The 22974-nt window shown below is 65.3% G+C and carries 21 protein-coding genes; 12 read left to right on the top strand and 9 right to left on the bottom strand.

Annotation, left to right across the window (positions count from 1 at the left end):
• Window positions 1–5 precede the first annotated feature (5 nt).
• On the top strand, window positions 6–1427 hold the full coding sequence (locus WMN78_RS03670; RefSeq protein ID WP_340532096.1) for an L-serine ammonia-lyase: 1422 nt from the start codon (window positions 6–8) through the stop codon (window positions 1425–1427).
• Window positions 1428–1468: 41 nt separating this feature from the next.
• Here the strand turns inward: WMN78_RS03670 and WMN78_RS03665 are convergent, their stop codons facing one another.
• A complete protein-coding gene (locus tag WMN78_RS03665; RefSeq protein WP_340532094.1) occupies window positions 1469–2026 on the bottom strand; it encodes a TspO/MBR family protein in 558 nt (185 codons plus the stop codon).
• Window positions 2027–2169: 143 nt separating this feature from the next.
• Between WMN78_RS03665 and WMN78_RS03660 the strand changes: the two genes are divergently transcribed.
• The 3 genes from WMN78_RS03660 to WMN78_RS03650 all read left to right on the top strand — a co-directional run bounded on the left by WMN78_RS03660 (window position 2170) and on the right by WMN78_RS03650 (window position 5709).
• Complete coding sequence (locus tag WMN78_RS03660; protein WP_340532093.1) at window positions 2170–2991, top strand: DNA/RNA non-specific endonuclease; 822 nt, start codon at window positions 2170–2172, stop codon at window positions 2989–2991.
• Between the two features lie 116 nt (window positions 2992–3107).
• Window positions 3108–4181: a lipid II:glycine glycyltransferase FemX gene (locus tag WMN78_RS03655; protein WP_340532091.1), complete on the top strand. Its 1074-nt coding sequence runs from the start codon at window positions 3108–3110 to the stop codon at window positions 4179–4181.
• A gap of 31 nt (window positions 4182–4212) precedes the next feature.
• Complete coding sequence (locus WMN78_RS03650) at window positions 4213–5709, top strand: threonine/serine exporter family protein (RefSeq protein ID WP_340532090.1); 1497 nt, start codon at window positions 4213–4215, stop codon at window positions 5707–5709.
• 33 nt (window positions 5710–5742) lie between these two features.
• On the opposite strand, the gene WMN78_RS03645 is transcribed toward WMN78_RS03650, so the two are convergent.
• Together WMN78_RS03645 and WMN78_RS03640 are read right to left on the bottom strand one after the other, a co-directional pair.
• Complete coding sequence (locus WMN78_RS03645; RefSeq protein WP_340532089.1) at window positions 5743–6582, bottom strand: siderophore-interacting protein; 840 nt, start codon at window positions 6580–6582, stop codon at window positions 5743–5745.
• A 15-nt stretch (window positions 6583–6597) separates the two neighbouring features.
• Window positions 6598–7365 carry a uracil-DNA glycosylase gene (locus WMN78_RS03640; protein WP_340532088.1) on the bottom strand — a complete coding sequence of 256 codons (768 nt, stop codon included), beginning with the start codon at window positions 7363–7365 and terminating at the stop codon, window positions 6598–6600.
• A 163-nt stretch (window positions 7366–7528) separates the two neighbouring features.
• Between WMN78_RS03640 and WMN78_RS03635 the strand changes: the two genes are divergently transcribed.
• The 5 genes from WMN78_RS03635 to groL all read left to right on the top strand — a co-directional run bounded on the left by WMN78_RS03635 (window position 7529) and on the right by groL (window position 12130).
• The gene (locus WMN78_RS03635; protein WP_340532146.1) at window positions 7529–7813 is read left to right on the top strand and encodes a DUF3263 domain-containing protein; all 285 of its coding nucleotides are present in this window, start codon (window positions 7529–7531) and stop codon (window positions 7811–7813) included.
• 49 nt (window positions 7814–7862) lie between these two features.
• Window positions 7863–8513, top strand: coding sequence for a LytR C-terminal domain-containing protein (locus WMN78_RS03630; RefSeq protein WP_340532087.1), 651 nt, complete (start codon window positions 7863–7865; stop codon window positions 8511–8513).
• A 163-nt stretch (window positions 8514–8676) separates the two neighbouring features.
• Window positions 8677–8880, top strand: coding sequence for a cold-shock protein (locus WMN78_RS03625; protein ID WP_340532086.1), 204 nt, complete (start codon window positions 8677–8679; stop codon window positions 8878–8880).
• Window positions 8880–10208, top strand: a complete 1329-nt coding sequence (locus tag WMN78_RS03620) for an ABC transporter substrate-binding protein (RefSeq protein WP_340532085.1) — start codon at window positions 8880–8882, stop codon at window positions 10206–10208. The genes WMN78_RS03625 and WMN78_RS03620 overlap by 1 nt, the downstream gene beginning before the upstream one ends.
• 293 nt (window positions 10209–10501) lie before the next feature.
• A complete protein-coding gene (groL, locus tag WMN78_RS03615; protein WP_305939839.1) occupies window positions 10502–12130 on the top strand; it encodes a chaperonin GroEL in 1629 nt (542 codons plus the stop codon).
• Window positions 12131–12217: 87 nt separating this feature from the next.
• On the opposite strand, the gene WMN78_RS03610 is transcribed toward groL, so the two are convergent.
• Window positions 12218–13528 carry an ABC transporter substrate-binding protein gene (locus tag WMN78_RS03610; RefSeq protein ID WP_340532084.1) on the bottom strand — a complete coding sequence of 437 codons (1311 nt, stop codon included), beginning with the start codon at window positions 13526–13528 and terminating at the stop codon, window positions 12218–12220.
• A 240-nt stretch (window positions 13529–13768) separates the two neighbouring features.
• Between WMN78_RS03610 and WMN78_RS03605 the strand changes: the two genes are divergently transcribed.
• Window positions 13769–14731 (top strand): ribonuclease HI family protein, encoded by a 963-nt coding sequence (locus WMN78_RS03605; protein ID WP_340532083.1) that lies wholly within the window; start codon window positions 13769–13771, stop codon window positions 14729–14731.
• A 5-nt stretch (window positions 14732–14736) separates the two neighbouring features.
• On the opposite strand, the gene WMN78_RS03600 is transcribed toward WMN78_RS03605, so the two are convergent.
• The 3 genes from WMN78_RS03600 to WMN78_RS03590 form a co-directional block, all read right to left on the bottom strand.
• A complete protein-coding gene (locus WMN78_RS03600) occupies window positions 14737–15027 on the bottom strand; it encodes a WXG100 family type VII secretion target (RefSeq protein WP_305939842.1) in 291 nt (96 codons plus the stop codon).
• 116 nt (window positions 15028–15143) lie between these two features.
• A complete protein-coding gene (locus WMN78_RS03595; protein ID WP_340532079.1) occupies window positions 15144–16631 on the bottom strand; it encodes a HAMP domain-containing sensor histidine kinase in 1488 nt (495 codons plus the stop codon).
• 2 nt (window positions 16632–16633) lie between these two features.
• Entirely contained in the window at window positions 16634–17344 is a 711-nt protein-coding gene (locus WMN78_RS03590; protein WP_340532077.1) for a response regulator transcription factor, read from the bottom strand.
• Window positions 17345–17611: 267 nt separating this feature from the next.
• Here WMN78_RS03590 and WMN78_RS03585 point away from each other — a divergent pair, with 267 nt between their 5' ends.
• On the top strand, window positions 17612–17869 hold the full coding sequence (locus WMN78_RS03585) for a hypothetical protein (RefSeq protein ID WP_340532075.1): 258 nt from the start codon (window positions 17612–17614) through the stop codon (window positions 17867–17869).
• Window positions 17870–17876: 7 nt separating this feature from the next.
• On the top strand, window positions 17877–18746 hold the full coding sequence (locus tag WMN78_RS03580; RefSeq protein WP_340532073.1) for an FHA domain-containing protein: 870 nt from the start codon (window positions 17877–17879) through the stop codon (window positions 18744–18746).
• Window positions 18747–18767: 21 nt separating this feature from the next.
• On the opposite strand, the gene WMN78_RS03575 is transcribed toward WMN78_RS03580, so the two are convergent.
• The gene (locus tag WMN78_RS03575) at window positions 18768–20423 is read right to left on the bottom strand and encodes a DNA repair helicase XPB (protein ID WP_340532072.1); all 1656 of its coding nucleotides are present in this window, start codon (window positions 20421–20423) and stop codon (window positions 18768–18770) included.
• Between the two features lie 40 nt (window positions 20424–20463).
• On the bottom strand, window positions 20464–22968 hold the full coding sequence (locus WMN78_RS03570) for a helicase-associated domain-containing protein (RefSeq protein WP_340532071.1): 2505 nt from the start codon (window positions 22966–22968) through the stop codon (window positions 20464–20466).
• Window positions 22969–22974 lie beyond the last annotated feature (6 nt).

Raw genomic sequence — 22974 nt, 5'->3', positions numbered from 1 at the left:
CGGCCATGGCTGTTGGTGTCTTTGATCTTTTTTCCATCGGGATCGGGCCTTCGAGTTCGCATACGGTGGGTCCGATGCGTGCTGCGGCGGTGTTCGCGGAGGAACTTCGGGCCTCCGGGGACCTTGAGAAGATTGCCGGGTTGCGGGTGGATCTGTACGGGTCCCTCGCCGCGACCGGGCACGGGCACGGGACCATGACGGCGATCCTGCTCGGTTTGGAGGGTTTTCATCCGGAGAAGATCCTCCCGGCCGAAGTGGAGGAACGGCTGGCGGCGATCGCGGAGACCGGGAAGCTGCAGCTGGCCGGGTCCGTGCAGTTGCCGTACGGGGTGAAGGACATGGTGTTGCGGCCGTTGACGATCCTGCCGCGGCACACGAACGGCATGACGTTCACCGTCTCGGATGCTGCCGGGGACGTCGTGCACCAGGCGACGTTCTTCTCCGTGGGCGGCGGCTTCATTGTCCGCGAGGGCGAGGAGGACGCGGCCCAGCAGGAGCTGGAGGAGTCCAAGAAGGAACTTCCGCTGCCGTTCCGGACCGCGGCGGAGCTGCTGGGCCGGTGCCAGTCCAAGGGCCTGTCCATCGGGGAGATCATGCTGATCAACGAACGCGCCTCCCGGTCCGAGGCGGAGATCCGCGAGGGGCTGCTGCACATCTATTCGGTGATGGAGGAGTGCGTGGCGGTGTCGCTGAAGCGTGAGGGTTTGTTGCCCGGGGGACTGAAGGTCCGCCGCCGCGCCCCGGACTGGCATGAGCGTTTGGTGAAGGAGACCCGGGACCAGGACTCCCAGGACCCGGACTACCGGGACCCGAAGTACTGGCAGGAGTGGGTGAACCTGATCGCGCTGGCGGTGAACGAGGAGAACGCTTCCGGCGGCCGGGTGGTCACGGCCCCGACGAACGGGGCTGCCGGGATCATTCCGGCGGTGATGTACTACGCGCTGCATTTCGCACCGGGCATGGAGAAGGCCACCCAGGCGGACCGCGACGACGTTGTGGTGAAGTTCCTGCTGACCGCGGCCGCGGTCGGGGTGCTGTACAAGGAGCAGGCGTCGATTTCGGGTGCTGAGGTGGGCTGCCAGGGCGAGGTGGGCTCGGCGTCGTCGATGGCGGCCGCGGGCCTGGCCGAGGTCATGGGCGGCACGCCGGCGCAGGTGGAGAACGCGGCAGAGATCGCCATGGAGCACAACCTGGGGCTGACGTGTGATCCGATCGGCGGGCTGGTGCAGATTCCGTGCATTGAGCGGAACGCGATCGCGGCAGCGAAGGCCATCAACGCGGCCAAGATGGCGCTCTGGGGCGACGGGACGCACCGGGTGTCCCTGGACGAGGTGATCGTGACCATGCGCGAGACCGGCAGGGACATGTCCTCCAAATACAAGGAAACGGCCATGGGCGGCCTCGCCGTCAACGTCGTCGAATGCTGATTCCGTAGTTCCTGGCCACGGTGGCGTGACCAGCTTCCACATCAGTTGTGCAGGGCCGCCCACCAGTTGAGGCTCGTGGCGAAAACCAGCCAGGAGATGTAGGGCAGCAGCAGCAGGCCGGCGGTTCGGCTGATGGGGCCGAAATACAGCACGGTCACGGTCACGGCGATCATCAGGGCGATGATGATGGCCAGCCCCAGCCAGAGCGCCGCCGTGCCCATCACCGGATACAGGCCGAAAAACACGGGCGTCCACGACAGGTTCAACACAAGCTGGATTCCGTAGGCGGCCAACGCGCGTCCCGTGCTCCCTGAACGCCGCCGCCAGACGAGCCACGCGGCAACGGCCATGGCGGTATAAAGGATTGTCCACGCAGGGCCGAACACCCAGTTGGGCGGTGACCATGGCGCCTTGTCCGCGGTGGCGTACCAGCCGTCAACATTGTTCAGGGTGGCCAGCGCACCCAACCAGGCGACCACGGCAGAGGCACCAAGGAACGCGACCAGGCCCACCAGCTGGACGCCCGCGCTGCGCGGCTCAGTACTGGTGCCGGGCTCGCCGCGGGAACCGGGCATGGACTGTTCGTGATGGGCCTGCATGCCTCAACCCTTGCCAGTACGGCAGGTCGAGTCAAGCCGGCGTGGCCCCGGGGATTCCTTCGGCGGGCGCGTCCGCGGATCCTGCCCATCCGCTTCTGTCCGCGGCTCTGTTCACTGTGTGACAGGAGTGCCACTATGTAGCTATGGCTGGGGGATATGATCGGGACTTTTTGCGGGCACGCCTTGAGCTGCCCAGTCCGCGGGCGGCGACGGTATTGCTGGACTACATTCATTTTTCCGTCCGGCTCCGTCCGGCGCGCAAGCTCGCCGCCGTCGTCGGCGTTAACATTCACGGACGCGAGCTCGTGGCGTTGGCCCGGGAAGGGACCTGGCACTTCGATCCCCGGGTTCCCAAGGAGCAGCAGGCGGGTCCGGACGTCTACAAAAACAACGCCTTTGACCGGGGGCACCTGGTGCGGCGCCTGGATCCGGTGTGGGGCGATCCGGCGACCGCCAAGGCCGCCAACCAGGACACCTTCGCCTTCACCAACGCCGCGCCGCAGGTTGACGACTTCAACCAGGGCAAGGAGTTGTGGGTGGGGCTGGAGAACCACGTCCTGAGTCACGCCGACCTCAACGACGCCAAGCTAAGCGTCTTCACGGGACCGGTGCTTGCGGACGACGACCTGCCGTACCGCGGCGTTCAGATACCCCGGAAGTTCTGGAAGATCGCGGCCTGGACCACGGACGGAAAACTCGCTGCTGCCGGGTTCGTGCTGGACCAGTCGCCGCTGCTGGGAAAGGTGGAGCTCAAGAAGGCCATCCGCGAACGGCTTCTGGCCGATGAGCCGCCGCCGCTGGGCCCCTTCCGCACCTTCCAGGTCCCCATTGCCCGGATCACCGAAATGACCGGACTGAGCCTGTCCAGGCTGGAAAATGCGGACCGGTTGGCAAAAAGCCAGCGCTCCCTGGGCAAGGAACCACTGGCTGTGCGGCTCGAGTCCCTGGACCAGATCCGGCTCTAAGCACGGCCGGATGGAACTGCCCGGTCAGCGTCCTCCTAGGGAGGGCCGATAGACTTGTGCCTTGCATGCCCGGCATGCAGCCGAAGCACCGACCGCAAAGATTGGACACCGCGCACTTGCGAGAATTCACCGCCCGCTTTGCCTCCGCCGAGGAGGTCGCCAACTGGGACAACCACGTGACTGCGAACCCGAACGGCGGAAACCTGCTTCAGTCTGAGGCGTTCGCCGAGGTCAAACAACACTTCGGCTGGAAGCCCCTCCACCTGGTCTACGAAACCGCGGACTACACGAGCTACAACCTGGTGCTGGAGAAGTCCTTCCCGGTCCTGGGCAAGCTCTGGTACCTCATCAAGGGACCGGACGTGGCAGCAGTTGAAGACATCCCGGGCATCGCCACGGCCAACGCGGAGTTCGTGAAGCGCGCAAAGCTTGGCGTCTTTGCCATCAAGATTGAGCCGGACATCGTCCTTTCCGAGGACGCAAAGCGTGTGATCGAAGGCGCCGGACTGGTCAAGACGCACAATCTGCAGCCCAACGACTCCACCGCGCTGCTTGATATCGCACCGGAGGAGAACCAGCTGCTGCGGAACCTGCATTCCCGGGGACGCAACGCTGTGCGCCGGGCCATCCGGGAAGGCGTGGAAGTCCACAACGTGGAGCCCACCGAGGAGAACTTCCGGGCCATGTACTCGCTGATGACCACCACGGTGGAAGCGAAGTCGCAGGTCAGGGTCCGTGAGTACGAGTATTACCGGCAGTTCTGGACCAACTTCATCAACCGGGGCCAGGGCCGGCTCATGTTCGTCTACGAGAACGGCGCCCCCTCTGTTGGGGCCTTCGTGATCAACTACGGCCGGAAAGGGACGTATAAGGACGGCGGTTCCCTCCAGAAGCGCAGCCAGTACGGAGACTCCCATCTGGTGCAGTGGACTGCCATCAACCAGGTCAAGGACCTCGGTTGCACGGAGTACGACTTCTGTGGCACGCCGCCCAGCGACAAACTCAAGGACACCTCCAACCCGTTCCACGGGCTCGGCCTGTTCAAGACCAGTTTCAGCAAGACGGTCACCGACTTCGTGGGCTGCTATGACCAGGTCATCAGCCCGTTGAAATACAAAGCCTGGATGGCGGCCGGCGAACGCGTCGCCCGCCAGCTGTACACCCGGCGAACAGGCCAGCAGTTCTACTAAACCCCTTTGTGAAGCCCTTGAGGAGGCCGCAATGACCAAAGCACCAGACGGTCGCCGCAGGCCGCCCACGACGCCGCTGCCCGCGACCCAGCCGCTCACCGCGTCCCAGGTTCGGCAGAACGCGGCCGCCAAGCGCATGCTGCGCAGGCTGGTGCAGGGGGAAAACCCGCCCACCGCACCCATGAGCATCGTGGACCGGCTCGCGGGCAGCCCGTATGCCAACCCCATGATCCAGGTCGGGGGAGTGGATACCTCCGCGCGCAAGACGATCGACTTCGCGCTCCATCTGGCGGAGTCTATGTTCCGTTACGGCGCCGGCGCGCTGGAAGTGGAAACCAGCATTATCGCCGTTACCGCGGCCTTGGGCCTGAAGCACATCGAAGTGGACATCACCAACCAGTCGGTGGCCATCAACTATGCGCCCAAGGACCAAACCCCCATTTCGCTGCTTCGGGTGGTCCGCTCCTGGACCAACAACTACGCAGGCCTGGCCCAGGTGCACCAGCTGGTTACCGAGATTGTGGCTGGTGGCGTGGGCCGCGACGAGGCAGTGCGCCGGCTGGACGAGATTGTCAGGGCCTCCAAGCCGTTTCCCCGCTGGATGGTGACGGCGGCGTTCGGTGTGTTCTCGGCGATGTTCGTGGGTGTGCTGGGCGGCGGACCGGGGGCGTCCGCTGTCGCTTTCGCTTCGAACCTGCTGGTCAGCCTGCTTGCCCGGCAACTGGGCCGCTGGCGGGTGCCGGACTTCTTTACGACGGCGTCATGCGCGTTCCTGGTCACGTTCATCGCCTTGCTGCTGTGGCGTTTTGGCACTCCCGTCGGGATCCAGATCGCGCCCGAGATTGTGGTGGTGGGCGGAATCCTGCTGCTCCTGCCCACAGGACGCCTCGTGTCGTCCGTGCAGGATGCCATTAACGGCTTCCCCGTCACGGCGGCCGGCCGGTTCCTGTCCACCATGCTGACCTTCGGTGCGTTGGTCACCGGAATCGCCGTTGGTTTCGTGGTGGTGGACAAGACGGGGATGGAGCCGATTAACGTCACCAAGACATTCCCGCCGGCGTATCCCTGGTGGGCCTTGATCATCATGGTGGCTATCGCCGTGGTGGCGATCGGCGTCACGGAGCAGACCGACTGGAAGCTGCTGCTACCCACCGCGGCTGTGGGCGTTATAGGCCATCTTGTGCTGCTCGGCGCGGAGCTCATGGGCATGGGAGCCAGGTTTTCGCCGGCCGTGGCGGCCGTGGTCATCGGCCTCCTGGCCCGGGTCATCGCGCTGAAAATGGGAGCCCCCCAACTCGTGGTGGCGGTCCCCGCGGCGCTGATCCTCCTGCCGGGCCTCACTATATTCCGCTCCATGTATGTTTTGACCATCGAAGAGTCGGAGATCCTGGTGGGCGCCGGCGGAATGCTGAACGCCGGTGCGATCGTGCTGGGTGTGGCCGCAGGAATCGTCCTCGGTGACACGCTTGCCCGCCCGCTCACCCGGAGCCTGGCCAGCAACGAGCGCCGCCGCGCCCGACGCCGCTAGCCGAGCTGCCTCCGGGTCGTCATGTGCGGCGGCTTAGATCTGGCCGATGGGGAGCTTCTTTTCAGCCTGGAAATCGTCCTCCACCCGCCCGGTTGCCCAGTAACCGGACAATGACACCTGTGCACGGTCAAGGCCACGTTCACGGTAGAAGACCTGCCGCAGGGACTTCATGTAGCCGCGCTCGCCATGGGCGAAAACCTGCACCCTGCCGACGGGCCACGCGGCGTCCTGCACTGCGCTAACCAGGAGTCCGCTGCTTCCGGCCGGCGTGCCGTTCCGCGTCAGCCACTGGACCTGCAGCCCGGCCGGGGCCGTGATCGGCTGGATGTCGGCGTCGCTGTCCACTTCAAGGAACGCCAGGCCCCGGGCATCCGCGGGTAGCGCCTCAATCGCGGCGGCAATGGCCGGCAGGGCGGCCTCATCACCGGCGAAGAGGTGCCAATCAGCAGCCGGGTCCGGGTTGTAGCCGCCGCCCGGACCGGTGAACACCAGGCTGTCGCCTGGCCGGGCTTTCGCCGCCCAGGGACCCGCCAGGCCCTCGTCACCATGAATAACGAAGTCGATGGCCAGTTCGCGGGCCTCTTCATCCACCCAGCGCACCGTGTATGTCCTGGTGTGCGGCCACTGTTCGCGGGGCATGGACTCACGGATGGCCCAGAGGTCCAGGGGGAGGGGATACTCGATGCCGGGCTGCGGGAAGGCGATCTTCACGTAACGGTCTACGTAATCGTTGTTCACATAGCCGGAGAAGCCGTCACCGCCGGCCACGATCCGCACCATGTGGGGTGAGAGTTCCTCGCGCCTAAGGACCGTGAGGTTCGTCTGGGGACGCGATTTTCGGCTTGCTGACGTGGCGGCAGGGAGGGAAGTCATGGAAGTAAGCCTAGGCTAAGAAACCGGCGGGAGCTCCCAATCGACGGGCTCTGAACCCTGCGAACGGAGTACCTCGTTCGCCTTGCTAAACGGGCGGGATCCAAAGAATCCGCGCGCGGCGGACAAGGGGCTGGGATGGGCGCTGGTGAGCACAGGAGTGTCTCCAAGAAGCGGGCGGACGCTCTCGGCATCCTTGCCCCAGAGCACGGCAACAAGGGGCGCCGGGTTGCCGTCGGCAGCGCGGCGTCCGGCGACGGCGGTGATCGCCGCCGTCGTGATCGCTTCCCAGCCCTTGCCACGGTGGGATCCCGCGGCCCCGGCGCGGACTGTCAGGACCCGGTTCAGCAGGAGCACGCCCTGGTCCGCCCAACGGGTCAAATCCCCGTGGACGCGCGCGGGGAGGCCGAGATCGGATTCGAGCTCCTTGTAGATGTTCGCGAGGCTGCGCGGAATGGGCCGGGTGTGCCCCTCCACTGCGAAAGACAGTCCGATGGGGTGGCCCGGGGTCGGGTAGGGGTCCTGGCCCACAATGAGGACTTTGACAGCGGCCAGCGGCCGTTGAAAGGCGCGCAAGACGTTCGACGGCGACGGCAGCACCTGGCGCCCGGCCGCCACCTCGGCCGCAAGGTACTCCAGGACACTGCGCAGCTCCGCCTCAACAGGCGCCAGCGCCGCGGCCCAGTCTGCCGCCACCAGGCGGTCCAAGGGCGTGCTCGCCATCTCAGCAAACCCCACAGCCTTAACGGAAGGCTCCAGCTCGAACAACGCTTCAGAATCAAACACGAGTCCATTCTCGCAGTGCACGTGACACGGCCTAAATGACAGGCGTGTTATTCGCCCGTACCATGGAAAGTGACTTTGACCGGATCAAGTGAAGGATTTTGCCGTGGCCGAACCAGTGCGTGATGACCTCTCACTGGCGGGCACCGGCAGCGAAACTGCGGGGATCAGTTACGCCCTGCCCGCACCGAAGTCGGGCTCCAGGCTGAGTGACCGGGACCAGCAGATGCTGGCGCTCGAACGGCAGTGGTGGAAGTACGCAGGAGCCAAGGAACAGGCAATTCGGGAGCTGTTCGACCTCTCGGCCACGCACTACTACCAGATCCTCAATACGCTGATTGACACCGAGGACGCACTGGCACACGACCCCATGCTCGTGAAGAGACTGCGTAGACTACGTACGTCACGCCAACGGGCTCGCACGGCGCGCCGTCTGGGCTCTGACGCTTAGCAGTCAGGGCCGGGCACTCATCAAGAACCAACAAGGACATCGTTTTACCATGACCAAATACGCTCGGGATGAATTCGACAGGGTCCCGGAGACCTCCTCACGACAGGGTGTACACCGGGTCGCCTCCGAGTCCTCCCGGCGCCGTTTGGGTCCGATCCTGGCCGTCGGCATTGCCGCGCTCGCCATCGGACTGGTTGCCTTCCTGTTCCTGCCCAAACTGGGAATTACTCCTTCCGGCAGCCCGCTGATGGCGGCAGGGTCCGCGCTCAGCAGTGCTTCGGCGTCTCCGTCCGCCGAGGCGTCGCAGAACACCGCATCGCCGAGCGCCGTTCCCAGTGCGGAGCCAAGTGCGACTCCCTCCGCCAGCGAAACGCTCGCAAATAGCGGCTCTCCCTCCGATGTTCCTTCTGCCGAGGCGCAAGCCCTCGATAAGACCCAGGCCGTGGCCGTCTACAACGGCACCACCACTTCGGGGCTGGCCGGCCGCGTGAGCAGCACCGTGGCAGGTGACGGCTGGACCTTGGGCCCCGTAGGCAACTGGGGTGGAATGCCGCAGCAATCCTCTGTCATCTACTACAGCGGCGCTGAGCAAAAAGCGAACGCCGAGGCCCTGGGGGAGCTCCTGAAAATCACCTCGCTGGTGGAATCGGCCGAGTTCCAACTGCCGGTGGTCGTGGTCCTCGGGCCCGGCTACCAGTAGCGCACTTCGGTTACGCCTGAATAACTATTGGGGGCTCGCAGGCCGCGGTCCTGCACCCGGCAAACGGCAATGGCTAAAGTGATTCCGGATGCCGCGCCACAGCGGACCGTCCCAGCGGCGCACAGTGACGTGGGCCCGACAAAGCAACCGGAAAGTGGGCAACATGGCAACGGGAACCGTCAAGTGGTTCAATGCCGAAAAAGGCTATGGCTTCATTACCGTTGACGCCTCCGGAGACGATGTCTTCGTGCACTGGTCGGCCATCGAGGGCGAGGGCTACCGCGCCCTGGACGAAGGGCAGCGCGTGCAGTTCGAGGTCGGCGAAGGCGAAAAGGGTCCCCAGGCAGAAAGCGTCCGGCCGGCCTGATGCTTTCCACTGCGGCAGTGCATGGCGCAGACATCCCCGCCCGCCCCGTCAGGCCCCGGTTGCGGATTTCCGCAGCGCTGGTTCTTGCGGCCGGAACGGTGCTCGTCCTTGCCGGCTGCTCCGGTCCGAGCGGCAACGCCCGGGTTGATGCCGTCGACGCCGGCGGCGACGGCACGCTGCGGATAGGGCTGATGCTGGACAACACCGGGAAACAGTCCTTCCTCAATTCCTCGCAGCTCGCCGCGGCAAAACTGGCGGTGCAGGAGATCAATGCCGCAGGTGGCCACAAGGGGCGGCCCGTGGAACTGCTGCCGGAGAACATCAGCGAGGACACCACCGCCCAGGCGAAGGAACTTGTGACGGCCAAGGCGGATGTCGTCATCGGTCCCACTGACTCCAGCCGGGCCCCGGGGGCAATCGATGTCCTGTCGCGGGCCAGGGTGGCCGTCATCTCTCCGGCAAACACCGCGCACGGCCTGACGCGGTACCGGAGCGGCGGATACTACTTCCGTACGTCGGCAGCGGACGTTGCCCAGGCTCCCGTGCTGGTCAAGCTGGCCAAGGACGCCGGTGCCCGGACAATCGCGATCCTGCATGAGGACGGTCTCTACGGCAAGGACGTCTCCGTCGCCGTCGCCGCCGCGGCGAAGGCAGCCGGCCTTGGCACCGTTGCTGAGATCGGGTTCACGGCCGGCCAGGCACAACAGGCGGCTGCAGCCGCCAAAGCCGCAGGCCCTGACGCCGTCGTCCTGGCGGCCCGCGCGGGCGCCCAGGGCGCCATAGCCGAACTCAACAATGTGGGGCTGGCGGGCAGCAAACTGATCCTCAGCGACGGTGCCATCAACCAGTATGGATCGGCCCTCGGATCCAAGGCCCTTGAGGGTGCGCGCGGCATCCTGCCGGGCGTGTTCCCTTCGGCGCATTTCCAGGGAGAGCTGGTGGCGGTTGATCCCGGGCTCAAGGACATGACGTTTGCCGCGGAGACATACGACGCCGTGAACCTCGCTGCCATTGCAGCGGCTGCAGCACAGGACGACGCCGGCTCGTCCATTGCTGCGCATCTGGTGGCGGTTTCCGGGCAAGGGGGCCGGGGCGCAGCTGAAACGGACACCGCCCAGACGGGAACGGTCCTGCCGTGCAAGAGCTATAAAGACTGTACCGACGCCATTAAGGCCGGCAATCCGGCGAACTACGACGGCGAGTCCGGTCCGATCGGCTTCGATACAAACGGCGACATCACGGCCGCCAACTACATGGTGTTCACCTACGGCGCAGATAACAGGGCCCGGATGAGCGGAAGTGAAACTGCCGCCCGCTCCGGCGGCTGATCGCTCCTAGCGTAGTGCAGGCCGCAGGAGGGCTTTCCGGGCAATCCCTGCTTGCACTCTCCCCGGGGGAGTGCTAATTATTGACTTAGCACTCCCACGGACTGACTGCTAACTCGATGCCCGGTTCCGGCCGGTAGCGGAGAAGGCGGAAGGACCAGGAGCGAAAGAAATACCTTGCTGGGGTGAGATCCCATCCGCGCGGCATACAGAGGCCGCCGGTGAAGGGTCGTCCGTCGCGGGCACCGCAGCGAAGGTTCATTCTTAACGACTGTCCCGAAAGGACTACTGCCGTTATGGCCAAGATCATTGCATTTGATGAAGAGGCACGCCGCGGTCTTGAGCGGGGCCTGAACATCCTCGCCGACGCCGTCAAGGTCACCCTCGGCCCGCGTGGACGCAACGTCGTCCTCGAAAAGAAGTGGGGCGCCCCCACGATCACCAACGATGGTGTTTCCATCGCCAAGGAGATCGAGCTGGACGATCCCTACGAGAAGATCGGCGCTGAGCTGGTCAAGGAAGTTGCCAAGAAGACGGACGACGTCGCTGGCGACGGCACCACCACGGCAACCGTGCTCGCACAGGCCCTGGTCAAGGAAGGCCTGCGCAACGTCGCGGCCGGCGCTGACCCGCTGTCCCTGAAGCGCGGCATCGAGAAGGCTGTTGAAGCCGTCACCACCGAACTGCTCGCGTCCGCCAAGGAAATCGAAACCAAGGAAGAGATCGCTGCCACGGCATCCATCTCCGCCGGTGACGACGAAATCGGCGCGCTGATCGCTGAGGCGCTGGACAAGGTCGGAAAGGAAGGTGTCATCACCGTCGAGGAGTCCAACACCTTCGGACTCGAGCTTGAGCTCACCGAAGGCATGCGCTTCGACAAGGGCTACATCTCCGCTTACTTCGTCACCGATGCTGAGCGCCAGGAAACGGTCCTCGAGGATCCGTACATCCTGATCGTCAACTCGAAGATCTCCAACGTCAAGGAACTGGTTGCTGTCCTCGAAAAGGTCATGCAGTCCAGCAAGCCGCTGCTGATCATTGCCGAAGACATCGAGGGCGAGGCCCTGGCCACCCTGATCGTCAACAAGATCCGCGGCACCTTCAAGTCCGTCGCCGTCAAGGCTCCGGGTTTCGGCGACCGCCGCAAGGCGCAGCTCGCTGACATCGCCATCCTCACCGGCGGCCAGGTCATCTCCGAGGAAGTCGGCCTCAAGCTTGAGACCGCCGGCCTTGAACTCCTGGGCAGGGCACGCAAGGTTGTTGTCACCAAGGACGAGACCACCATCGTCGAGGGTGCAGGCGACGCCGACCAGATCGCCGGCCGCGTTTCCCAGATCCGCGCCGAGATCGAGAACTCCGATTCCGACTACGACCGCGAGAAGCTGCAGGAGCGCCTGGCCAAGCTGGCCGGCGGCGTTGCAGTCATCAAGGCCGGTGCCGCTACGGAAGTTGAGCTCAAGGAACGCAAGCACCGCATTGAGGACGCTGTCCGCAACGCGAAGGCTGCCGTTGAAGAGGGCATCGTCGCCGGTGGCGGCGTTGCCCTGATCCAGGCCGGCGCCAAGGCATTCGCCAACCTGCAGCTCGAAGGCGACGAAGCAACGGGCGCCAACATCGTCCGCGTTGCCATTGACGCACCGCTGAAGCAGATCGCCTTCAACGCCGGCCTCGAGCCGGGCGTTGTTGTGGACAAGGTCCGCGGCCTGCCTGCCGGTCACGGCCTGAACGCCGCAACCGGACAGTACGTTGACCTGCTGGCTGCCGGCATCAACGACCCCGTGAAGGTCACGCGCTCTGCACTGCAGAACGCTGCTTCCATCGCGGGCCTGTTCCTCACCACCGAGGCCGTAGTGGCCGACAAGCCGGAGAAGAACGCTCCGGCCATGGGTGGCGGCGACGAGATGGGCGGCATGGGCGGGTTCTAACCCTCCCAACCGCGCCTGACGCACAAAAGTGCGGCTCCCTCGAATCGAGGGGGCCGCACTTTTTTTGTAGTAGCGAGGGCTCCGGGACTATTTGCGGGCGGAGGCCAGCATCCCTTCGACCTCCTTTTTGAACTCCTCCGCGGCGGCGGGAGGCGACTTGCGGTCGTAGAGGACCTCGTCCGTGTAGCGTTTGATGACGTTCTGCACACTGCCCGACCCTACCGGCGGCACGGGAGGCGCCTCGGCCATGTCGGGTTTGATGGCCTGGAGGAAGCCGACCACAGTGGTGTCAGCCGCTTTGAGCTTGGGCGTGATGTCCGCCAGAACTTCAGAGTTCGCAGGGATGCCGCGATCGGTCATTAAGATAGCACCTGCCGCGGGGCTGTTTGCCAGATAGTTGATGAACGTTGCGGCCGCCTCCGGGTTCTTCGACCTCGAAGACGCCGACCAGAACATTGTCGGCTTGTAATACATGCCGTTGCCTGCCGCCTGCCCGTCCATGCTCGGGGCACGAAGCATCCTGATGCTGCTTCCCGTGGTGGTTTCCAGGGAGCCGAGCTGGTTGGTCCACCACCACGCCATGCCAATCCGGTTGGTTCCGAACAGGCTCTCTTCCAGTCCCGCTCCGGCGTCCTCGGTGGCGACGCTAGCCGGCGGGCTCGCTTTCGAATCGCGCTGCTTTTTCAGCCGCTCCCAAAACGACGCCGCCGTCCCCGTGCTGAAGTCCAGCTTGCCGTCCTGCGAATACAGGTTTTCGCCGTGCTGCCGAAGCCAGATGATGAGGTCGGCTTCGTTGCTGCCGTAGGCGGCGCCGTACGTGCTGCCCCCGCCCGACTCCGTGAGCTTCGCGGCGATTTCGTTGAAGTCGTCCCAGGTCCAGGTGGCGTCGTCTGGCATCGGGACGTTGGCGGCCTCGAACACCTTCGTGTTGGCCATGATAACGTAGGCGTTCTTGCCGGTGCTGAGGCCGTACTGGGCGTCATCGTACTGGCCGGAGGCGAGCTGCTCCTTGTCCATTTTCGAAAGGTCGATCCCGTCTTGCTTGGCCAGGTCAAGAAGGGCGCCGCGGCCTCCGTACTCGGCAATGTACTTCTGGTCCATCTGGATCACGTCCGGCGCATCGTTGGCCGCTGTGGTGGTTGCCAGTTTGTCCCAGTACCCTCCCCATTCCCCGGGCGCGGCCTTGATCTTGATATTCGGGTGCTCCGCCTCGAACGCGTCAATGACCTTCTGGGTCTGGGCATTGAGGTATTCGTTGCCCCACCACGCAAAGGTCAAGGTGACTTCCTTGTCGCCGCCGGAGCCAGCTGACGCCCCGCACCCCGTGACCAGCAGTGCGAGGGCAGCGGCGGTGGCTCCAATCTTCAGTCGTAGCCTGCTTCCGGACGAGATCTTCATTGATACGCCTTCCTATGTACAGCCGGTGGAATGGTGTGGCACGGCGGAAGCGGCGCCACAGGGTGCAAAAGTGCCAGGGAACCCCGATGAGAAAACGTTTTCTGGCTGGGAGTTCCGATTCTTGCACGCGCCCTTTCCGGGTGTCAACGATTCCTGGCAAGCGTTTTCCCGCGAGCCGGGGACAGCATTGCCGCGGACAAGGCAAACCACAATGTCTGGCCGGTCTGGCAGGATAGTGCGGTGACGATTACTGCAGCAGCCGACGGTTCGGCTTTAGGAAACCCCGGCCCGGCCGGATGGGCCTGGTACGTGAACGACGATTGCTGGCGGGCGGGCGGCTGGCCGCACGGCACCAATAACCAGGGCGAGCTGATGGCCGTGCTTGACCTCTTCCGGTGCACGGCGCACCTTCCGGAGGAAGAGCTGCATATTCTGTGCGACAGCCAGTACGTCATCAACTCGGTCACCAAGTGGATGCCCGGATGGAAACGCAAGGGCTGGCGGAAGGCCGACGGCAAGCCTGTCCTGAACGTGGAGATCCTGCGGGAGATCGACCAGGCATTGAGCGGGCGCAAGTACCGGTTTGAGTGGGTCCGCGGCCATGCGGGACATGATTTGAACGAGGCTGCCGACGATCGCGCGCGGGCTGCGGCCACTGCCTACCAGCAGGGCATCGCGGTGCGGTCAGGGCCGGGTTTTGTCCGCGGGGACAGTGCCCCCTCGGCTGCCGCTGCCAAGGCGCCGGAGCGGAAGGAAACGTTCACGATGGCGGGAAGCCGCAGCCAGCCGGACCTCTTCACCGAGCCGGACCTTTTCAGCGAACTGGACATGGACCCCTTCGCGGCTCCGGCAGGGCCGGAAGCAGCTCCCGAGGCAGTGGTTGAGGCGCTGGAACGGGAGCTGCTGAGCCCGGAGACCCGGGCCGACCTTGGCCGGACGGGTGTCCTGCTGCACCCGGAGTTTACTGAAATCGGCAGCTCGGGGCGGCTCTGGACGCGGGACTCAATGATGATGGCACTTGAGGAGAACCCGGGCGCGGCAGTTGAACTGGAAATCATCGGGGCGGACCGGGTGGGGCCTGAAGCAGTGCTGCTGACCTACCGCAGCAAAGATCGGACGGGATCCGCGCTCCGCAGTTCGCTCTGGGTGCTCGACGGCACCCGGTGGCGCCTGCGCTTCCACCAGGGAACGCCGGAGGCCTAGGCTGCTCAGCCGCTGAACCGCTGCGTATTGCCCTGTTCCGCCTGGGCGTACGTGGCGGCTGCCGAGGCGAGGGCCATGTTGATGGAAGCGAGGGAGGCCTCCACTTTTCCCTGGGTGAGGGTCCACTCCGTGATGAGCCCCTGGAAGTTGGTGGCCGCCGATCCGCGCCACGTGCCCTGCAGCTCGTCGAGACCCCTCTTCATGGCCTGGACGTCCGCGCTGATGCGGTCAACGGTGGCCTTGACGTTGGCTGATTTGAGCTGGAGCAGTTCGGTATCAACTGAGATGATGCTCATGGTTATTGCCCTTCGACGCTGTTCGCAGCTTGTTCAAAGCTTGCGGGGCGGCCTGCCTGTTCAAGCCGCTACGTCGAGCCTAGGAACCGGTCCGAAACCCGCGCCACGGCCGGCTTCTATATGTGGACAACTTCGCCGCCGTCGCCGTCGTGCTTATTGACCGCAAAGTCTGCCCTCTCATCCTGAAACGGAAGGCTGACCACCATGGTGGCGCCGCCGCCGTCGGTGGAGAGCACCCGGACAGAGCCCGAGTGCGATGCCACGATGGCAGCCACGATGGCAAGGCCAAGGCCGCTGCCGCCCGTTTCGCGGGTCCGCGACGTGTCCGCCCGGTAAAAGCGCTCAAAGATCCTGGCCGCCTCGTCCTCCGGGATCCCTGCACCGTGATCCCGTACTTCGATGACGGAGGATCGTTGGCCGGCATCCCCGGTCCGCACTCCGACGGCTATCTCGATGGGTGTCCCTGCGGCGGTGTAGCGGAGGGCATTGCCCATCAGGTTGCCCACCACCTGGCGCAGCTTTGCCTCATCGCCCAGCACCGGGGCCGGAGACGGCGACCCGCCGTTGAGTCCTGTCAGCGAAATCTGCCGGTCCCGGTCACTGGCCTGGGTGTCCACCACGGCGTCATTGGCGAGGAGCAGGAGATCCACGGGTTTCTGCTGCAGCGGGCGCTGCTCATCCAGCCGGGCGAGGAGCAGGAGGTCCTCCACCATGGAGCCCATCCGTTTGGCCTCGCTCTCAATCCGTCCCATGGCCGTGGCCACGTCCTCTTCCTTGGTCAGCGCACCCTGGCGGTACAGCTCGGAGAAGCCCCGGATCGTCACAAGGGGAGTGCGCAGCTCGTGGGAGGCGTCGGCGGCAAAGCGTCGCATCCGCTCTTCGGAGGCCATCCGGGCCGCGAAGGCTGACTCGATGTGGCTGAGCATTGCATTGAGCGATCCGCCGAGCCGGCCCACTTCCGTGGCAGGGTTCTCAACATCGACGCGGCGCGAAAGGTCACCGGCGGCGATGGCCGCCGCGGTCTTCTCCACGCGCGCCAACGGCCGGAAGGACCTGGACACCGTCCAGGTGGCGATGAAGAAGGCCAGCACAAGGGTGAGGAAACCCACGCCGATGACCACCAGCGATGCGTGTTCCACGACGGAGTCCACAGGGGCCAGCGGCAGGCCGATGATGACGACGGCATTGCGCTGGTTGCCGTCCAGTACGTTCAGCGCCACGACGCGCCAGTTGCGCCCGTCGGTACCCCGGACCTGGAAGGGGGCCAGGTCGAGCCTGTTGGCTTCTGCCGGTGACAGGCTGTCGATGTCCGGGTGGGAGTCCTTGCTGCCGCCGAACGGGAACGCCTCCTGGTCCGGACGCAGGAGCATGAGTGAATAATCCGTCGGGATGTTCGGATTCTGCTGCAGCAGCTGGCTGAAGGACTGCTGCTGCTTGACGGAATTGACGGCGACTTTGAGCTTGTCGTCAACCTGCCCCTGGAGATAGCTGTGCAGGAGTGTCAGGGTGCCGGAACCGGTCACGGCGAGTGCCACCAGCATCAATGCCATCATGATGGCCACGAGCTGGGAACGCAGTGAGGCCGACTTCCAACGCTGCAGCAAGGTCAGCGCTTCTCGGCTGTCCGGAGTACGTAGCCCACCCCGCGCTTGGTCTGGATCAGTGCCGGGGCATCGGGGTCGATGTCCACCTTGCGCCGCAGGTAGGAGATGTAGGACTCCACGATGGACGCGTCGCCGTTGAAGTCGTATTCCCAGACGTGGTCCAGGATCTGGGCCTTGGAGAGGACCCGGTTCGGGTTGAGCATCAGGTAGCGCAGGAGCTTGAACTCGGTGGGGGAGAGCTCAATGACGGTGCCCCCGCGGCGCACTTCATGCGCGTCGTCGTCGAGTTCGAGGTCGTCCACCCGGATCACGGCGTCGTCGTCAAGGAGGGGCTGGGTGCGCCGCAGCACGGCGCGGATCCGGGCCACCACCTCGTCCAGGCTGAAAGGCTTGGTGACATAGTCGTCTCCGCCGACGGTGAGCCCGGTGACCTTGTCCTCGGTGTCGTCCTTGGCCGTAAGGAACAGGACGGGGAAGTGCTTGCCGGAGGCGCGCAGGCGGCGGGTCACCGTGAAACCATCCATGTCCGGAAGCATGACGTCGAGGACGGCAAGGTCCGGGGAATGCAGCTCCGCGGCAGCGAGGGCGTCGCGTCCGTTGCCGGCCGAGACCACCTCGAAGCCTGCGAACCTCAACGAGGTGGAGAGCAGCTCGCGGATGTTCGGTTCATCATCGACGACCAGCAGCTTGGCTTCGGGACCGTTCTTTTTCATACCTCCCATGATGCTCCCAGAATCTGGGAGTTTTCTGAATGAAAGATGAGTGTCCCATGGATGGACCCGGCACTTTTCCCGGGCAATGCCTAAGCCTGGACCAGCTGGCCGCGACGGAACGACGCGCGGGGAACCCTTTCCGCGGATAATTCGTTCGTGCCGCGAAGGGTTTCCCCGGCTACCGGCCAGTACTAGAGTTGGGCCACTGGATCCAGAGGATTCGGCACAAATCGTTCATGCGGCACCCAATGAAGGGGATCTATCACCATGACGGAAATACAGGCGCCTGAGACCACCGGCACATCCGACCGAAGCATCCGCGACTGGGCGGACCTGGCAGAGGAAATGTGGTCCTACCTGACAGGCAAGGGCGCTGCAATCAATTACAACTTCATCGACATGACAGTCGAGGTTCCGCGGGACATCGGCCCGGACGCACCGCGGGCCACCTGGAAGCTTAATGGCAGCCTTCGGGTGACCACCAGTGACAACGACGCCTCGGGGTCAGACGAGAGCCGGAGCTGAACCCGTCGTGAACGGATTCCGCCTCGACATGGATCTGGACTTCTCATTTACCGATGAGTCCGGAGCGTTAACGCGGGGAACGGCCACGGCCGGCGGCAGCGAAATACGCTTCGCCGTGGACGGCCTGGAACCGTTCAATTCCAGCGGGATGCCGTCGCTGGAGGACATCCGTCCGCTGGCGAAAACCCTCGCGGACCGGGGGCTGACCGTTGTCGTTGACGGTCCCGAGGGCCACATCGTGAGCCTCGGCGCCGTCACGAGCCCGGCATCGCAGCGGCTCATCACTCGATCTCCCCACATCAAACTGGGAAAGCTCGGTGCGTTGGCGCCGCTTCTGAGGCGCGGACGGCGCTCCGCGCGGGGATTCTCATTGCTGCCTCCGCAGACTCCGCTGCCATTGATGCCGACAGTCAGGCGGAGCATCGTCCGTCGCGTCACCACAACCCACCACACCCGGGGGAGCGGCAGGCCACGGCTGATCTTCGTACAGGACTCGGCCAGCTGGAACGGCCAGGTTCCACGTGAATTCACCTTGAGTACGGAGATCGTCAGGATCGGCAGTGACGCATCCTCGGACGTCCAGCTTGCCGGGCTGGAGGGGCTCCACGCTGAAATAGTCCACAACGCTGACGACGAGTACGTCCTGGTGCCGCATGGGAAAGTCACCGGAAGCGTCGCGTCTACAGGAGAATCCGTCCTCAGAACCGGCGCCCGGATCCAGATGGGACAGTGGTGCCTGGCCTACTTCCGGGAAGAATTCGCAGATCACGGGCGTCCTTTCGGCGGACGCAGCGGCGGCGAACTCGCCTACCAGGCTCCACAGTTTGACCCGCGGACGGGAACTACTGAACGGGACGGATCGCGGGGGATCAGCTGACGGAGCATCGCTGCCAACCGCTCACGTCGCCGTGGGATTCCGTCCGACGTCCTTGGCATCCATGATCCGGTAGGCGTACCCCTGTTCGGCCAGGAACCGCTGGCGCTTCGCCGCGAAGTCCTGATCGAGCGTGTCCCGGGCCACCAGTGAATAGAACCGCGCGGCGCGGCCGTCCTGCTTGGGGCGCAGCAGGCGGCCCAGCCGTTGCGCCTCCTCCTGCCGGGAACCAAACGAACCGGACACCTGGATGGCCACCGACGCTTCCGGAAGATCAATGGAGAAGTTCGCCACCTTGGAAACCACCAGGGTCTGCACCTCGCCCGCCCGGAACGCCTCGAACAGCCTCTGGCGTTCCTTGACGGACGTGTCACCCTTGATCACCGGGGCCTGGAGCCGTTCACCCAGTTCGTCGAGCTGGTCAATGTACTGGCCGATGACCAGGAGTTGCTCACCCCGGTGCTGTTCCACCAGTTGTTCCACCACCGCTGTCTTTGTTTCGGAGGTGGCGCACAGCCGGTATTTGTCCGCGTCCTCCGCCATGGCGTAGGCAACGCGTTCGTCGTGCGGAAGGTCCACCCTGACCTCCACGCAGTCCGCCGGCGCAATGTAGCCCTGGGCCTCGATGTCCTTCCAAGGGGCGTCGTACCGCTTCGGGCCGATCAGGCTGAAGACTTCGCCTTCGCGGCCGTCCTCCCGCACCAGGGTGGCTGTCAGCCCGAGCCGCCGCCGTGCCTGCAGGTCTGCCGTCATCCGGAAGATCGGCGCCGGCAGCAGGTGGACTTCGTCGTAGATGATCAGGCCCCAGTCGTGGCCGTCCACCAGCTCCAGATGGGGGTACAGCCCGCCGCGTTTGGTGGTCAGCACCTGGTACGTCGCAATGGTGACCGGGCGGACTTCCTTCACCGAGCCGGAGTACTCGCCGATGTCGTCTGCCGTCAGCGAGGTCCGCTTGACCAGCTCGTCCTTCCACTGCCGGGCGGACACGGTGTTGGTCACCAGGATCAGCGTTGTGGTGGAGCTCGTGGCCATGGCCGCCGCGCCCACCAGCGTTTTGCCTGCACCGCAGGGAAGTACGACGACGCCGCTGCCGCCGGCCCAGAAGTTCTCCGTGGCCAGTTTCTGGTAAGGCCGCAGCTTCCAGCCGGATTCGTCGAGCATGATGGGATGCGGCGTCCCGTCCACGTAGCCGGCAAGGTCTTCGGCCGGCCAGCCGATCTTAAGGAGCAGCTGCTTCAGTTGGCCCCGCTGTGAGGAATGGACCACCACGGTCTCGCCGTCGATGCGCGGCCCCAGCAGCGGCTGGATTTTCTTGGCACGGGAGACTTCCTCGAGGACGGGGTAGTCACTGGTCCGCATCACCAGTCCGTGCTGCGGGTCCTTTTCCAGCCGCAGCCTGCCGTACCGCGACATCGTTTCTTCGATGTCGATCAGCAGGGAATGCGGTACCGGGAAGCGCGAATACTTCAGCAGGGTGTCGAGAACCCGTTCCGCATCCAGCCCGGCGGCGCGGGCGTTCCAGAGTCCCAGCGGAGTGAGCCGGTAGCTGTGCACGTGTTCCGGCGCGCGCTCAAGTTCGGCGAAGGCGGCGATGGCGTGCCTGGCTTCCGTTGCCTGTTCATGGTCCACCTCGAGCAGGATTGTTTTGTCGCTCTGGACGATCAGGGGGCCGTCGCTCACGGTGCCAAAGCCCTGATGCCGCGGATACCTGGGGTGCTGTTCACTGCTGGAATTCCTCTTCCGCCTCAATGTCGATGATCCGGTGGATGGAGAGCACGCGTTCGGTTTCGCGGGCGGGGTCGAAGACCCTGACCCGTCCGCCGTTCACAGAAACCGGAACAACCGTTTCCCTGCTGGAATTCCCCTGGCTGTCCACAACGTTCATCACCACAGCCTGTCGGAGCCGGATGGCCTTTTGCAGGGTCTCGAGCCCCAGCTGTGTTGCTTCCTCTCCGGCGGCTCCCGACGGCGGGCGGTGGCCGCCGTTGGCGTGCGCGCCGTGGGTGTCCGCATGGCTGCGTAGAATGGCCAGCTGCGCGTCGACGTCGGCCTCCGCCGGCGCAGTCCGCGGCGCACTGTACACGGGGCGTCCGCTTCCCGGAACGGCCGTTGTCCGGCGCAGCCGGATGAGTGCTGACTCAGGCTCCTCGACCGCCGGTGACAAACCCAGTGCCCGCAGGACCTGCGCGGTTTCCTTGGTGCCCGCGCGGGAGATGAGGACGGTGGGAGCGATGCGGACCAGCCCCAGCGCTGATGCACTGGATTCCTTGACCAGTTCCAGCAGGGCATCTTCGTCATCGCTCTGGATGAAGCTGGAGGCCACGCCCACCCGCAGCCTGCCGTGCCGCGCCGCGGTGTCCTCCACGAGGTATTCGAGCGGCTGCGGCACAGCCGTGGCCGAGTGCTCGCGCAGGAAACCCAGCACGCTGGCGGCATCGTGGCCGGCGTCGAGGGCACGACGGACCGATGCCACTGAGAAGCGGTAGATAGTGGCGGGGCCCTGGCCTTCGGCGTCGGCCATCATGAGGAGTTTTTCACTCAGCTCGGGCGCCAGGTAGCCGGGCGCCACGGCGGTGAGATCGGCCTGAAGCAACACGTGGTTGACGGCAGCCGGCAGATGTTCTCCGAGGATGTCCAGCGCCTCATCAGGCCGCTCCGCGGCAATGGCCGAACCCAGCTGGCTGAGCGCGCCAGAACCGATGAGGCCGAGCATTTCCGCTTCGGCAAGGACCCCCCGGATCAGCGAACTGAAGCGCCTGGCCATCCGGGGCTGGGCCCATTCAGCCCGTTGAAGCACTGCCGCAGCGTCCAGCACCGGCGCCTTGCCGTCCGCCTCTTCGGCCTCGAGGGTCAGTTCGTTGAGGATCTCCAGGATCCGCTTCCGTACCACTGGTGCGTCCGGCCGCTGGGCTTCGGCGGAGAGGGCGTTGATGGTGGTGCCGGCAGCTGCACGGTGCGGGGCCGGCCCCGCACCGGGACCCGTGACGGGCAGGCCCACCAGTGACGGCGCGCGTTCACTGGCTAGCCACGCATTCACGAGCCAGAGCCACTGTTCCTGGCGCGGCAGCGTCACCCACTCCAGCTGATCCGGCTGGACCCAGGCGGAGCTGTCAACGTCCAGCCGGATCAGGCCGGCCAGGGCGCAGAGCTCGACCAGCAGGCTGGCGCGGTTCAGTTCGATTCGGAGCGAGTCGGCAAGCCGCTTCATCTCGCGGACTCCGACGCCGCCGCTGCGCAATGTGACTAGCGGCTGCTCGCGCACGCTGTAGAGGAGTTCACCTGTCAGGCGGAGGGTTTCGGCGATGGCGCCCAGGGCGGCATTGCGCCGCAGCGCCGCCGTGGTCTGGCCAAGCCTGGGCACCGGGGGAGTCGTGGTGAAGTCCTCGATGACTGCGCCGCCGCGGAGGGCGATCCCCACACTGTGGGGCAGTTCCACATGTGCGGCGTCCAGCGGGACCAGCAGGCCCCTGGCCAGGAGCCAGTCAACAGGGCCGACGTCGGAACCTTCGCTGAGGACCGACGCCCGCCGCTGCGCCTGCGGAACCGCCCCCATGGCCCAGTTCCCGAAGCGTGCCAGGAGCGCCGTGGTGCGTTCGGGTGCGGTGGCGAGGATCTGCTGCAGGGCCTCCGGAGTGGCCGTCCAGTGTTGCAGCGACAAGGCCGCGTCCATGGGTGTGGCGGCGGGATGGATGCTGGCTCCGCTGTGGTGCAGCTCGCCCACCAGTTGCACCACGCGCTGGGCGAACGCCGGCTGCAGCCGGACCAGTTCCGTGTAGCTCCGGCCCAGTCCTGCCGGGTAGATTCCCACAACGTCACGCAGGCTGCCCACGGGAAGGTAGAACCGCTGGCGGGGGCCGGACGGCAGCGCGGCACCATGCGGGGGCTCGGCACGGTGCACGAGGGCCAGCTCTTCCAGGGAGTGCAGGATCCGTTCGACGGCGGACAGGGAAGCGCCGCGGATCAGCTTCTTCAGTCCCGCAGCCGAAGCGGAGTGGGCTGTGTCCGTGTTAGTGCAGAGGTAGAGGGTCTCCAGCACCTGCATCTGTGGCCGGTTCAGCCGCTCCAGTGCCCGTTGCACGCTGACCCTCGCGCTGGCTCGGGCGGCGAGGGCCGCAAAGTCCGGAACGTGGGGTGAGACAAGGTCCGGCCGCGCGGAGAACAGGGCCCGCAACGAGTCGTCGCTGCGTTCCTCCAGTTCCTTGCTGAGCGCGCGAATAAGGGACATCAGTCC

It is taken from the genome of Arthrobacter oryzae, assembly GCF_037911235.1.
In the GTDB taxonomy this organism is placed as follows: domain Bacteria; phylum Actinomycetota; class Actinomycetes; order Actinomycetales; family Micrococcaceae; genus Arthrobacter; species Arthrobacter oryzae_E.
The sequence above is the reverse complement of the archived record's forward strand: the minus strand, read 5'-3'. Positions and strand labels throughout refer to the sequence as shown.